This is a genomic window from Limnothrix sp. FACHB-881, assembly GCF_014698135.1.
Taxonomy (GTDB): domain Bacteria; phylum Cyanobacteriota; class Cyanobacteriia; order CACIAM-69d; family CACIAM-69d; genus CACIAM-69d.
Genome location: NZ_JACJSN010000001.1, coordinates 104,848 through 118,178, shown reverse-complemented (window position 1 = coordinate 118,178; position 13,331 = coordinate 104,848). Strand labels below are relative to the sequence as shown.

11 protein-coding genes are annotated in these 13,331 nt (G+C 52.9%); 6 read left to right on the top strand and 5 right to left on the bottom strand.

What is annotated here, in order from left to right:
• The first annotated feature begins 109 nt into the window (after positions 1–109).
• A complete protein-coding gene (locus H6G52_RS00485) occupies positions 110–919 on the top strand; it encodes an HAD family hydrolase (protein WP_190354135.1) in 810 nt (269 codons plus the stop codon).
• Between the two features lie 347 nt (positions 920–1,266).
• Positions 1,267–2,523, top strand: coding sequence for a methionine adenosyltransferase (gene metK / locus H6G52_RS00480; protein ID WP_199309282.1), 1,257 nt, complete (start codon positions 1,267–1,269; stop codon positions 2,521–2,523).
• A 151-nt stretch (positions 2,524–2,674) separates the two neighbouring features.
• Here the strand turns inward: metK and H6G52_RS00475 are convergent, their stop codons facing one another.
• Complete coding sequence (locus H6G52_RS00475; RefSeq protein ID WP_370567647.1) at positions 2,675–3,340, bottom strand: lysophospholipid acyltransferase family protein; 666 nt, start codon at positions 3,338–3,340, stop codon at positions 2,675–2,677.
• 200 nt (positions 3,341–3,540) lie between these two features.
• On the opposite strand from H6G52_RS00475, the gene H6G52_RS00470 reads away from it, so the two are divergent.
• Positions 3,541–3,768, top strand: coding sequence for a ferredoxin family protein (locus H6G52_RS00470; protein WP_099531821.1), 228 nt, complete (start codon positions 3,541–3,543; stop codon positions 3,766–3,768).
• Between the two features lie 213 nt (positions 3,769–3,981).
• Here H6G52_RS00470 and H6G52_RS00465 read toward each other — a convergent pair whose 3' ends face one another.
• The gene (locus H6G52_RS00465; RefSeq protein ID WP_190525758.1) at positions 3,982–4,521 is read right to left on the bottom strand and encodes a glycine-rich domain-containing protein-like; all 540 of its coding nucleotides are present in this window, start codon (positions 4,519–4,521) and stop codon (positions 3,982–3,984) included.
• 411 nt (positions 4,522–4,932) lie between these two features.
• Between H6G52_RS00465 and H6G52_RS00460 the strand changes: the two genes are divergently transcribed.
• On the top strand, positions 4,933–5,796 hold the full coding sequence (locus tag H6G52_RS00460; RefSeq protein ID WP_190525757.1) for a hypothetical protein: 864 nt from the start codon (positions 4,933–4,935) through the stop codon (positions 5,794–5,796).
• A complete protein-coding gene (locus tag H6G52_RS00455) occupies positions 5,796–6,800 on the top strand; it encodes a DUF1822 family protein (protein WP_190525754.1) in 1,005 nt (334 codons plus the stop codon). Before H6G52_RS00460 ends, H6G52_RS00455 begins: the two co-directional genes overlap by 1 nt.
• 28 nt (positions 6,801–6,828) lie before the next feature.
• Here the strand turns inward: H6G52_RS00455 and H6G52_RS00450 are convergent, their stop codons facing one another.
• Positions 6,829–7,401 (bottom strand): NYN domain-containing protein, encoded by a 573-nt coding sequence (locus tag H6G52_RS00450; RefSeq protein ID WP_347278291.1) that lies wholly within the window; start codon positions 7,399–7,401, stop codon positions 6,829–6,831.
• A 140-nt stretch (positions 7,402–7,541) separates the two neighbouring features.
• Between H6G52_RS00450 and H6G52_RS00445 the strand changes: the two genes are divergently transcribed.
• On the top strand, positions 7,542–8,285 hold the full coding sequence (locus tag H6G52_RS00445) for a J domain-containing protein (RefSeq protein WP_190525752.1): 744 nt from the start codon (positions 7,542–7,544) through the stop codon (positions 8,283–8,285).
• Positions 8,286–8,406: 121 nt separating this feature from the next.
• Here the strand turns inward: H6G52_RS00445 and H6G52_RS00440 are convergent, their stop codons facing one another.
• A complete protein-coding gene (locus H6G52_RS00440; protein WP_255508463.1) occupies positions 8,407–11,385 on the bottom strand; it encodes a CHASE domain-containing protein in 2,979 nt (992 codons plus the stop codon).
• A gap of 656 nt (positions 11,386–12,041) precedes the next feature.
• Positions 12,042–13,121 carry a photosystem II q(b) protein gene (gene psbA / locus H6G52_RS00435; protein ID WP_099531814.1) on the bottom strand — a complete coding sequence of 360 codons (1,080 nt, stop codon included), beginning with the start codon at positions 13,119–13,121 and terminating at the stop codon, positions 12,042–12,044.
• Between the last annotated feature and the right edge of the window lie 210 nt (positions 13,122–13,331).

The window sequence follows — 13,331 nt, the reverse complement described above, 5'->3', positions numbered from 1 at the left end:
ATCTTGCTTGCCCTTGGTGTGGGAATTGGGTGCCTGAATCCAAAATTCAGGCCAGATCAACATTTGGGGGGGTAGTCTTTATGGGCGATCGCCCTTGGGAAAACCACTCGTGTTAACAGTTTGGGTAGATGGTCACCCCCTAGAGGGAATTGAGGCAGTTCTGTTCGACAAGGACGGAACGCTGGCCGACACAAGCAGTTTTTTGCGGCTGTTGGCCCAAGCGAGGGTCAAGGCTATTCAGTCCCGCATTCCTGAGGTGGACGATCGCCTGCTGTTGGCCATGGGGGCCGGTGCCGATCGCTGGAATCCGGCCGGGCTGATGGCGGTGGGAACTCGTGAGCAAAACTGTGTGGCGGCAGCGGCCTACGTGGCGGAAACCGGCTGTAGCTGGTCCACGGCGATCGCCCTGGTGCAACAGGCCTTTGCCGAAGCCGATCGAATCTGTGGGGACAAGGCGTTGCAAACTTGGCCCTACGAGGATACGGAATTTTGCCTGGAGCGCTTGGCGCGATCGGGCTTGGAATTAGGGATTTTGACGGGGGATACGCTGGAACATACCCAAGCGTTTCTGGTGCGGTATGACCTGGCCCAATGGATTCAGGTGATTGGCGCGGCGAACACGGGGCCCGCCAAGCCAGACCCAGCTAGTGTTTGGCGCTTGTGTGAGCAATTGGGAGTTGCACCCGATCGGGTCTTGCTCGTGGGTGACTCTGCAATTGACATGCAGGCAGCGAGGGCTGCGGGGCTGGCCGCCGCGATCGGGATCGACCGCACCTACGCAATCCCCAACACGATCGTTTCGCGCACCATTCCCCCCAAGGCGATTGATGTTCAAGAGATGCGCAACCAGGCTCGATCGGAACTACAGGCTGATTTTCTGATTCAGAGTTTGGATGCACTTCAGGTTTCGATCGCCTAGGTTTCGATCGCATAAATTAACAAATCAGTTCTCAAACCGATTTCAAATTTATTAATAAACTAATTTTTCAGATTCATTTCTCAATTAACTGCCAAGCCAAGCAATACATCGCCCCATTGATTCAACCGTTAATTAACCCGTTCAAGAATAGGTTTCATCAATTAAGCCCACATGAGTTCCATGAATTAACCCAAACAATTGATTGAACTCATTCGTGAATCATAGCTCTCAGAGTTTTCATGGAAAAGCGCAAGTACGAATGGTCACCTAAGGCAAATAGAGACCAGTGATATAATCGCTTCGCTTATCAGCAATCAGTCTGTCTCGCTGTTGGAGGGCCAGTGTCCTTGTCTCGTCGCTCCCTATTTACGTCTGAGTCGGTCACGGAAGGTCACCCCGACAAAATTTGTGACCAAATTTCCGATGCCATTTTGGATGCGCTGCTCACCGTTGACCCGAAGGCGCGGGTGGCGGCTGAAGTGGTGGTTAACACGGGCTTAGTGTTGATTACAGGGGAAATTTCCTCCAAGGCCCATGTGAACTTTGTTGAGATTGCTCGGCGCAAAATTGCCGAAATTGGCTACACCGATTCCAGCAATGGGTTCGCGGCCGAGAGCTGCTCTGTGATTGTGGCGTTGGATGAACAATCGCCGGACATTGCCCAAGGGGTGAATGCGGCCCAGGAAACTCGGGAGGCGATGAGCGATGAGGCCCTGGATGCGATCGGGGCAGGCGACCAGGGCTTGATGTTTGGCTATGCCTGTAACGAAACGCCGGAATTGATGCCCCTGCCGATTAGCATTGCTCACCGGTTGGCGCGACGGTTGGCGGCGGTTCGCAAAACGGGTCAATTGGCTTACCTGCGGCCCGATGGCAAAACTCAAGTATCGGTGGTCTATGAAGACGGCCGGCCGGTGGCGATCGATACGATTCTGATTTCGACGCAACACACCGCTTCGATCGGGGATATTTCCGAAGAAGCGGCCGTGCAAGCCAAGATCCGGGAGGATCTTTGGTCGGCGGTGGTGGAGCCGGTGTTCACGGACTTGAGCGTGAAGCCTTCAAGCGAAACCCGTTTTCTGGTGAACCCAACGGGTAAGTTTGTGATCGGTGGGCCCCAAGGAGACTCGGGCTTAACGGGCCGCAAGATCATTGTGGACACTTACGGTGGCTATGCTCGCCACGGGGGCGGCGCTTTCTCGGGTAAGGATCCCACCAAGGTCGATCGCAGCGCGGCCTATGCCTGTCGCCATGTGGCCAAAAACGTGGTGGCCGCTGGCTTGGCAGACAAGTGCGAAGTGCAGGTCAGCTACGCGATCGGGGTGGCCCGCCCGGTCAGTATCTCGATCGAAACCTTTGGCACTGCCAAGGTAGACGAAGACCAACTGCTCACAGCCATTCGCAATTGCTTTGAGCTGCGGCCCGCTGGCATCATCCAAACCTACGATCTGCAACGGTTACCGGGCGATCGGGGTGGCCGGTTCTATCAAGAGGTGGCGGCCTACGGGCACTTGGGCCGCTCAGACTTGGATTTGCCCTGGGAAGCCCTGGACAAGGTGGAGGCCCTCAAAGCCAACTTGGCGCAGTTGTCGAGCGTGTCCTAGACCCGCACTAGGCGATCGTTGCTTGGCAACGATTTTTGACAACAAATGGGGGGTGCCCTTGCGGCTTCACCCCCCAACACAGTTTCCAGTAGGGGCATACGGTTGTATGCCCCTATCCCTTTATGCTTCCTACGGCATAACCGTTTGGCCCCTAACGACCCAGAGCATGGAGAGCATGGATCGCATCCGTACAGCGCTGGGTGACGGCTTCCAGTTCAGCACGATTGCTCGATCGGGGTGGATCAATCAGCTCACCAATGCGCACCGTCACCGACACCGGGCAGGGAACGTTCCCCTTCGCAAAAATCTGCTCCGTCCCCCACAAGCTCATGGGTAACAAAGGCGTTTGAGTTTTAGCCGCAATCAGCGCTGCCCCCAGCTTGGGGTTGTGAATGCGGCCATCGGGCCGGCGCGTGCCGTCAATGAATACACCCGCAGCCCAGCCCGCATCTAAATAATCCATGGCGGCTCGGATGGCTCCCCGATCGCCCGTACCACGCTTGACCGGATAAGCCCCATAGAGCCGAATCGCAGGAGCCAACAGCGGCACATTAAACAGCTCTTCCTTGGCCATAAAAGCCACCGGCCGGCCCGTGCAATTAGCCACGATCGGGGGGTCAAAATCGCTTGCGTGGTTGCTGGCCACAATCAGCGGCCCAGTCTTCGGCACCCGCTCGGCTCCGTAGATGCGCACCCGAAAATAGGAATGCAACACCGGGCTAATCACCGACCACTTCAGGAGATGGTAAAGCGCCCAACTACTGACAGGCTCCCGATCGCGCTTTACGAGTTGTAGGTTCTCAGAAACCAACGCCAATCATCCTTCCACAACAGTTGCTTTCTGGACATTGTTTCATGGACATCCCCTCCCGGCCCACCAGTCAGCAGATTCCCGAGAGTTCTCGCCATGCTTTTGCACGATTCTGCCGCGCGTTACATTACTTAACGTCGCGATACACTGAAGAGCGCCTCATGGCCTGAGAAGAACACACCTGAAGAACCGCCCCTAATTGTCCTATGGCTCATTCAATTGTGACCCACACCTGTGAAGGCGTGGGCGACTGCGTGGAAGCTTGTCCCGTTGCTTGCATTCACCCCGGCCCCGGCAAAAACAACAAGGGAACCGATTGGTTCTGGATTGATTTTGCCACCTGTATTGATTGCGGCATTTGCCTCCAAGTTTGTCCGGTGGAAGGGGCGATCGTCCCCGAAGAGCGATCGGACTTGCAGCGTACTCCCCAGTAGCACCGTACCGGGCAGCAGAGCATTAGATTCAACTCCTCAGAGGGTGTCTGAACAGCCCAAATTGCTAGCTTTCGGGTCTCACCAACCGCCAAAGACAAGGGGCTTAAGCCCCTTGCCCCCATAATCTTGCCCTCGCAATCTTGCCCCCACGACGATTGGTGCTTTGCTAGTGTCCCAATTGGCCAGTACCCCCCAATCCTTGCCAGACATCCCCTAAGCACAGGGCAGCAATTCCACCGACAGATCCGCCCGAATTCGGAGAGGCAAACCAGGGCGATCGCCCAAATCTTGAAAGGACAACACACAAGTGGAAGGGCCATCGCTCAAGCAGCCCCAAGACCCGCCCGCCAGTTCATCCGCTGAGGTTTGGAGCAACCGGCGAGTTTCTTGCCAAGCCTGAGCCAAAGCCTCCTTGCCCCCCGTGGTTGGCGTGCCCAAATAGGGATTGTGGTGAATAAAACGACCAAAGAGCCACTGGCAATCGGCCGCATATTTTTGCGTGTCCAGCAAATGGCAGTGCCACACTTCATCCACGTCCTCGCTGGGTACAAGGGCCATGTGAGGATAGCGATCGATGGCTCGTAAAAATTGCAAATAGCCTTGTAAAGCTGGGATTGCACGCTCCATCGACCAACCCAACCCATGGGTTGCATCCGTGAGTTTGAACAAAATCGGTCGCCAGTCAATTTGTCGCAAGCGTCCGTGAATCGAGCTGGCCCCGTGGGAATTGTTAGCCAGAGGCTGGGTGCTCATGGTTTGATCAGATGGAGCGGTGGCTGGATCTGAGGTGAACTGCGACTGGGCAACAGAATAATCACTAGCAATCCCCTGCATTGTCATGGGTTAGTCTCCCGTAATAATGAGCCAATGGGCCAGGAAAAATAAGCTGAAGAAAATGAACCGGAAGTTGCTCACCGGCAGTAATCAGCCCAGGCAGAATGCACCGGGAGTTATTCACCGAGGGTCATTCACCGGGAGTCATTCACCGGCAGTAATCAGCCAGGAAACATGCAACTGTGGCTTCTATTAATCGGCTAAGTCCCAGAAACTTATGCAGACCCGTTAGGGGGGATTACCAAAGCGGCTGCAATCTTGATTCCATCGTCAATTGTTAATTAGCCCTCTTATTCCACCGATTCCCTCTCGTTCCTAGGAGCGGCAAACGTGGCTCGATCGATCAACTCAAACTCAATAGATTCCCCAGACTCCCCAAATTCCCCCGACCCAGCGGAGCCGGCGGATCCTGACCTGGCGCTGATCCGGCTGCTGCGCCAACTTCAGCCCCCCAAGTCCCGGAACCGCAAACGGGCCCTTGAGCAGTTATTGGCCCTAATTCCCAAGCTGCCGGGTCTGCGGAAAGATTCACACCCGGACTATTTGGAAGCGCTGAACCTGGCGTTGGAATATGTCCAAAAAAACATCGCTGCCTTTCGGTGCGACTTAGACCACAGCAGCCCGGAGTTGGTGCGCCGACGATTTGTGACCTGGGTGAATGGTCAGTTGAAGTATCGAATTATTGATCTCTATCGCCGCGCCAAAATGCCGCTCAATGCCCTCAGCTTGGATGCTCCGGTGGGAACCGATCGGGGCGATCGCGCTAGTTCCACATTGGGAGACTGCGTGCCAGCCGGGTTGCGCTTAGATGGCATTGAAACCCTGATTGAACAGCAGCAACGTCAAACTGTGCAGCGCCAAGGGTTGCTGGTGGAGCTTTATATTGAGCGAGATCCAGAAGGCCGCCTCAGTGGTTGTTGTGGCACGAAGGATCCACAGCTTAATTGTCAGTTCTTGGCTCAGTCGATTTTGTTGCAGACTCGGGGCGATCGGGTGGAGCGACAACCGCCCGAGAAAAAGGTGACTTGGCGTTCTTTAGCTCAGCAGTTGCAAATGAATGAACAAACAATTCATAGTCACTGGAAGCGGCGGTGCTATCCCATGTTGCAGGCGATCGCCCAGGAGATTTGCACCCAGCCAACCCAATTTATGGAATTACTAGGCTTGATCACCCCCAAAACAGGAGCGCCGTAATGGACTGGGATCCACTTATCCTGTCTTTGGATCAGGCCGATCGGCAAAGGGCCTTGGCCCAAGCGGGTCAGGCGGCCAACCCCCATCAAGGACGAGCGGTATTTTTGGAAAGTTTGGCGATGGATGCGTTGGGGCATCTTTGGCAGTGGTTGGCCCTTGAACCGTCGGGTGAGTTACGGCCGGTTTCCAGGCTGCCCGGCGAGGTGGCTTGTTTGGCCGTGCCGCAAGTGGGGTCGATCGCCCTGTTGCCCTTTGTGATGGAGTCCCAAACCGAAGCGCCAGGGGCGACACAAATCCCGAAGGTGCAAGACTCCAGCATCCTTGAGCCGTTGGCCATGCCGCTAGATTGGCCCGATCATGTGGTGGCCTTTGTGCCCGTGGGAATTAATGCGCAACTGACGGAGGCTTGGCTGTGGGGCTGGTTGGCCGTGGGCGATTTGCCCTTGCCACCCCATGCGCCAGAACGATTACCAGTGACATCGCTTCAGGATTGGGAGGCCTTGGAAACCTATTTGGCGCGGGTTCGATCGGGCTTGATTTGGATTGCGGAAGCTACGGATCCGATCGCCCGTCAAACCCGCCAGGCAATCGCTCCAAAGCAACGGGCTGCTGTTGTGATGTATCTGGAGCGGCTTTACCAATCCACACGCAACCCATCACCTTCAGAGTCGCAAATTCCCGGGAATTTCAACGATCGACTGCCCGATCGATTAACTGAATGGTTTTCAACGAACTTACCCCCTAACCTGAAGCCCGATCGCACGGAGGGGCCGGGAGCCGATGCCGATGCCGCCAGAGAGCTACCAGGAGGCACATCGCGCCCCCCAATGACCTATGGGCAAAAGTCATCATCCTTAACGCCCCAAGTGCGCGATCGCCGGAGTTCCTATGGATCGCAGCCTACGACTGGGGAGTCGGAAACGGCGGCAGACTGGGAAACCTTGCCCCTGCGCTTGCTCGATCGGCTGCGACAGTTATGGGATGAGCAGACTTTTGAAGGGTGAAACAGAAATTAAGGCCATCAAACAAAAATCAAGAGGAAGCGGAATCGCCATAGCGTAATCGTTCAAGCTGCTGACGCACCGCATCATCCAGGCGACTGCTCAGGAAGCGGCCGCTGCTGGTTTGGGTCGATCGCTGCCGACGACGCACCTGTTGTTCCGCTAATTCAATGTCGTGGAGCAATTGCTGAACAGACATCCACTCAGCGCCATAGCCGATCGTGGTCATCTGTTGGGCGCGATCGGACGTGGCCACAATCACGCGCCGACTGGCTCGATTCACTTCGCGGCTGTAGAGCGCACAGGCCCGTTCAATGTAAGTATCAGCCGTTTGCCCAAATTCCGTGTAATGCACCGTTAGGTGATCTGTGATGGTCTCCGCAGAAGCTCGTTCTGCTCGGTATTGGGCATCAAAGACCAGATAAGTTGCAAACGCCCGATAGGCACTATAGTTGCAAAGTTGCTGAATCAACTCCCAACGGGCTGCCTCCAAGTCGTCCCGTTCGAGGTGTCGGTGCATGGAGCATTTTCGCATTTGCGACCACTGACCAATGGCGTTGTAGCCATCGACGAAGAGAGTCGCTTCATGCGATCGGGCAGTCACAAGCGTTGCCTACACTTTGCTTACAAGGGTGGTTCGCAAACTATCTTAATACGCAGATTCCCCTTCAACCGTATCGGCCAATGCTTGTCAGATGTCGATGATGGGTGGATCATTGCCCGCTTGCCTTTTGTTTTCCACCCATGGCCGCTTCCAACCACTACGAAACCCTTCAGGTCGATCGCACTGCCACCGCCGCTCAAATTAAGCAGGCCTATCGGCGTTTGGTGAAGCAATTTCACCCGGACTGCAATCCTGATTTGCCCAACAATGACCTCATTGCCGCCATTAACGTCGCCTACGAAGTGCTCAGCGATGACCAACGGCGTGCTGACTATGACGTGGCATTGCGCTATGGGCAATTCGATCGCCCCGACAATTGGAACCACCAGCCCTATACGGCCGATCGGCAACGGGAACAACGCAGCACCACCGCCACGGAACAGCATCGTCAACAGCGGCGATCGCGCCAAACGGGCCGAGCTGCTGATGAAGACTTGGAACAATGGTTACGGCGGGTTCATACACCGGTCGATCGCGCCATTCGCGAAATTGCCCGATCGCTCAAGGGAGCCGTGAACGCCCTCGCCGCCGATCCCTACGATGACGAATTGATGGCGAACTTTGAAGCCTATTTGGAACGGATGACCACGGCGCTCGATCGGGCCAAGGCCACTTTGCAATCCATGCCCAATCCCCGCAGCACCGCTGGCATTGCCGCCAATTTGTACTACAGCTTGAACCACCTGGGCGATGGGTTGGAAGAGTTAGCCTACTTCCCGCTGAATTATGACGAAACCCGGCTCCACGACGGCCAGGAGTTTTTCCGCAATGCCGAAGGGTTACGCCGAGAAGCTAAGGCTGCTGTTAATCAGTTGGGGCGTTAGGGTTTGAGCGTTTGGTATGCGCATTTCGTGCGTGCATTTCGTGTAGGTATTTTGCATACACCTTATTTATTTCAAAACACTTTAAAACACTCATCTATTCAAAAACCACTATTCAAAAATACTATTCAAAAAAGCCACGAATTACCTTGTTTAAATGGGCCAATTCCACAGGTTTGGAAAGATATTCATTAGCCCCAGCAGCCAAACAACGGGCCCGATCGCCAGCCATGGCAAAAGCCGTCAAAGCAATCATTGGAATATGAGCCGTTTTGGGATTTTCGCGAATGAGTTCCATAGCCTCCAACCCATTCATTTCTGGCATTTGGATATCCATCAAAATCAAATCAGGCTGATAGTCGATTGCCATTTCAACGGCTTCCCGGCCATTGCCAGCCCGCAAGAATCGATAACCTCGATTAGTTAAATATCGAGCAATCGTCTGGGCATTTTCAAAATTATCATCGGCCAGCAAAATAAGCGGCGGAACAATTGGCAAGTGGGGAGAAATTTTCAGCGTTGGGGCCCACAAATTCACCAAATCTTCTCCCCTGAGTGGATCAAGATGATTTGCTCGATCGCAATCCGATCTTGATTCCGGTGTTGATCCTGAATTTGGCTCAGTTTCATCATCCAACTCAACAGGACTCTCAACATCATCCGACACGGAAATCAACAATGCGCTGGGAAGGTCGATCGTGAAACAACTGCCGAAGCCCACCCGACTTGTAACGCCAACTCGTCCACCATGCAATTCAACCAAGCGCTTCACTAAGGACAAGCCCAAGCCTGTTCCTTCGTATTGACGATTAAGCGCTTCATCCAGTTGCGTGAAGGGGTGAAACAACCGGTGAAAATCTGCTTCTGCAATTCCAATTCCAGTATCAATGACAGCAAAGCGGATGAATGGATGATCAGGGTCTGGTAGCAACACTTGCAGCGTAATTGAGCCACCTTCAGAGGTGAATTTCACCGCATTACTCAGCAAGTTCACGATCGATTGTTGCAGCCGTCGTTCATCTGCCATCAATTGCAAATTTCCATGGGTTGGTATCACCAACGGCAGATCAAGATTGACCGTAATGCTTTTCGCGATCGCCTGTTGTTTGACTAACGTTAGGCAAAACCGACAAAGCAGCTCAATATCCACTGGAGCCAGCTCAATTTCAAACTTGCCTTCTTCGATTTTCGATAGATCCAAAATATCTGTGATCAGAGCCAGCAAATGGCGACCATTCCGCTCAACGGTCTCCAGAGCATTGCGTTGCTCCTCCGTCACAGGGCCAAACATATCCTCTTTCAAGCATTCCGTAAAACCCAGAACAGAGTTGAGGGGCGTGCGCAATTCATGGCTCATGATCGCCAGAAAATTACTTTTTGCTCGATTCGCCTTTTCAGCATTGCTGGCCGCTTGCAGAGCCGCTTCTTGGCTTCTTGCTAATTCACGGGTTCGCTTTTCTACCAACAGGTTCACCAAAATGGAGTTGCGAATTTGGGCGATCGAAAAAGCCCCCGTTAACCCCGTAATGAAAAACCCAGAAAGCAACACCACCATGGGTTCATTGGTACTTAATTCGCGAATATAAGCTTCCGTCGCCCAAAACCGAATTTCCCAAGCTCGTCCCCCAAAGCGAATCATTTGCTCTCGGGCCATATAGGCATTTTTATTCTGTTGAGTCTCCTGAAGGTTAGACTGGTAAAGCATTTCCGAAAGCGGCTGATCATACAGGGTAAATTCAATTCCCTTGGAAACTAAATTCCGAAAAGAAGTTTCCAGCAAATCCCCCACTCGGAAAACAACAGATAAATAGCCAGACAGAGATTTTTGCCGATCGGCTGTGGTGGTTGGCAGCGGCAATTCATAAACCGGTAAATAGAGAATTACGCCCTGCTGCTGACCCGTTTCTTGGGCCAGTTTAATTGGCGGTGTGGCCGTTAAGCCGCCAGAGTCCCGAGCCAGCTCTAGAGTCCGAAGACGGCGACTTTCTGACCCTAAGTTGAACCCAAAAGCACGCTGATTTCCATTCAGCGGCTCGATATACAACACGGGGTAATAGGTTTCTCGATCGCGATCGGGAATCAGCCGATTATTTTCATCTCGTTGTTGAAATTGAAAGTTCACAAAGCCTTCTTCGCGAATGTAGGCTTCATATTTCGCCCGATCGCCCCGTTTCACCACCGGATTCCAACCAACGGCTTGGATGCCTCGAACTCGCTCAAAATAGGGATCCGTAAAGATTTTGAACTGTTGCCGACTCACCGGAATCAAACCCCGATCGCGGTCAGCCGTATCAAACAGCCCTTGCAAACTAAAGAGAATCTGCGTGGCCTTGTCCAAATTCTCGTGTAGCCGTTGAGTAATAATTTCCGTGTCATTTTCAAACACAGCATAGAGGCGCTGTCGTTCCGCATTTTTTGTGATTTGAAAAGCCAAAATAGTTGAGCTTAAAACCAACAAAGCTGGCAGAATATAGGACGCAAATTGTCGATCGCGGTTAGACTCGCGGTGTAGCTTCAAGACAATGCGTTGGCGCTTGAGCATATACACGATGCCAACGGGCAAAACCGCCAAAACTCCCAACGAATCACCAATCCACCAATTCCACCAAGACTCCAAAAACTGAGACCCAGTGATGGAATGGCTGGCGAGCAACACACCATTGCCCACCGTTGCTCCCACCATGCAACTGATGGGCCCCGCTAACACCAGTAGCGCCAGAATTCCTAAAAATTCTTCTCGCCAAATGGGATGCTTAAACAGTTTTTGTAATAAAACATTGCCAACATAGGCTTGCAAAATTGCGCCCAGAGCAATGCCAGCTCCCACCAAAACAATGCTGAGATTAATAGTGCCGATCGCCCTTGTGCCAATCAACACATTCAGGACAAAAGACCCTAGCCAAATGCCTAAATAGGAATATTTTTTCCAATATAAGGCAGCCAGCAAGGCGATCCCCGCTGCTGGCCAAACCGGCGAAGCATAGCCCGGTGGAATGGCAAAATAGCCCGACAATAAGCCGGTTCCACAGTAGGCAACCGCAACTACGGCTGTCTTTTTCCAGAAGTCTCTAACACATCGTCTAATAACATCAGAAAGTTTCATGGGAGATGAACAGTTCAGTGTTGATCGATATCCCCTCTTCCTGATGGCTAAAAACTCTAATGCTTTCGATAACTATTGATAGCGTTGGTAGTGTTGATAGCCGCAGGCTGAATCTCGACGTTTAGAATTTTGACGTTTAGACGTTCAGACGTTCAAGCGTTTATGAGATGCTGCTTCCCCTTCAGCATTCACCCGATCGGTTCGCTAACTAGGCACTAGTGCTATCTGATCGAACGGGGAGCGAGATTGAATGACGATGGCTCCAACTGCCACGATCTTATCAGACTGGTTCAGAAGCTGTTGGCGCACTCAGGATCCATATTTGCGGTTAATGTGCGCAATTCAGGCTCCTATCTTCGATTTGAGGCACTTTTTAGATCAATTGTCGGGGCCATCCCAACTTTTTCCAAGGGGCTTCTAAGGGGCGATCGCCCAGTTGAACCATCTGCCAACGGTTTTCAGTCCTCGATTAAGACGCTCGGATTCGCCGATGCATCCACACAGACTCAGGGCTGCAATCCGCAATCATCCAACCAAACCCAACATTCCCAAAACACCCCCCAAACCAATCAAAAGGGGAGCAGCAAAACCACTCCCCTTTCCAGCAAGATTCAGTTGTGTTGTTGGCTCGATCGAGCGATCGAGCCAAGGCAGGTTTAGCCGTTGATTGCCGGAGCTTGCAGGGCAACCGGAGCTTCAGCGCCAGCAGCCAGATCCAGCGGGAAGTTGTGAGCATTACGCTCGTGCATCACTTCCATACCCAGGTTGGCGCGGTTGATCACATCAGCCCAGGTGTTGATCACGTGACCTTGCGAGTCAACAACCGATTGGTTGAAGTTGAAGCCGTTCAGGTTGAACGCCATCGTCGAGATACCCAGTGCAGTGAACCAGATACCCACAACCGGCCAAGCACCCAAGAAGAAGTGCAGCGAGCGGCTGTTGTTGAACGAAGCGTATTGGAAGATCAAACGACCGAAGTAGCCGTGGGCTGCAACGATGTTGTAGGTTTCTTCCTCTTGACCGAACTTGTAGCCGTAGTTTTGGCTTTCCACTTCCGAGGTTTCACGCACCAGCGAGCTGGTCACCAAGGAGCCGTGCATTGCCGAGAACAGCGAGCCACCAAACACACCAGCAACGCCCAACATGTGGAAGGGGTGCATCAGAATGTTGTGCTCAGCTTGGAACACCAACATGAAGTTGAAGGTGCCCGAGATGCCCAAAGGCATACCGTCAGAGAACGAACCTTGACCGATCGGGTAGATCAGGAACACGGAGGTTGCAGCAGCCACAGGAGCGCTGTAAGCCACGCAGATCCAAGGACGCATACCGAGGCGGTAGCTCAGTTCCCACTGACGACCCATGTAGCAGAAGATGCCAATCAGGAAGTGGAAAACCACCAACTGATAGGGGCCGCCGTTGTACAGCCACTCATCCAAGGAAGCAGCTTCCCAGATGGGGTAGAAGTGCAAACCGATGGCGTTCGACGAGGGGATCACAGCACCAGAGATGATGTTGTTCCCGTACAGCAGCGAACCAGCCACGGGTTCGCGGATGCCGTCGATGTCAACCGGGGGAGCGCCGATGAAGGCGATGATGTAGCAGATGGTTGCGGTCAGCAGGTTGGGGATCATCAACACACCAAACCAACCGACATAGATCCGGTTGTTGGTGCTGGTGATCCAATCGCAGAAGCGATCCCAACTGCTACCACCTTGACGGGTGATCGTTGCAGTCATTTGTAAATGAATCCGTGTTGAAGAATGGAAATGAGGCAATTGGAAATTGATGAATTATGTCAATCCAAATTGCTTTTTAGATCCTAGAGACTTACCTTCCGTAACGTCCACAAAGTTGAATATATTTTTATGAAAAAGATTAATTAAATTTGAAGCAAAGCAAACAAAAATTGAGTTTCGTAAAACAGATAATAAATAGTGTAAGGAATT

Coding starts and splice junctions, on each gene's coding strand:
- H6G52_RS00470 (WP_099531821.1), top strand. CDS start 3,541: ATGGCTCATTCAATTGTGACCCACACCTGTGAAGGCGTGGGCGACTGC.
- H6G52_RS00465 (WP_190525758.1), bottom strand. CDS start 4,521: ATGAGCACCCAGCCTCTGGCTAACAATTCCCACGGGGCCAGCTCGATT.
- H6G52_RS00455 (WP_190525754.1), top strand. CDS start 5,796: ATGGACTGGGATCCACTTATCCTGTCTTTGGATCAGGCCGATCGGCAA.
- H6G52_RS00445 (WP_190525752.1), top strand. CDS start 7,542: ATGGCCGCTTCCAACCACTACGAAACCCTTCAGGTCGATCGCACTGCC.
- H6G52_RS00440 (WP_255508463.1), bottom strand. CDS start 11,385: ATGAAACTTTCTGATGTTATTAGACGATGTGTTAGAGACTTCTGGAAA.
- psbA (WP_099531814.1), bottom strand. CDS start 13,121: ATGACTGCAACGATCACCCGTCAAGGTGGTAGCAGTTGGGATCGCTTC.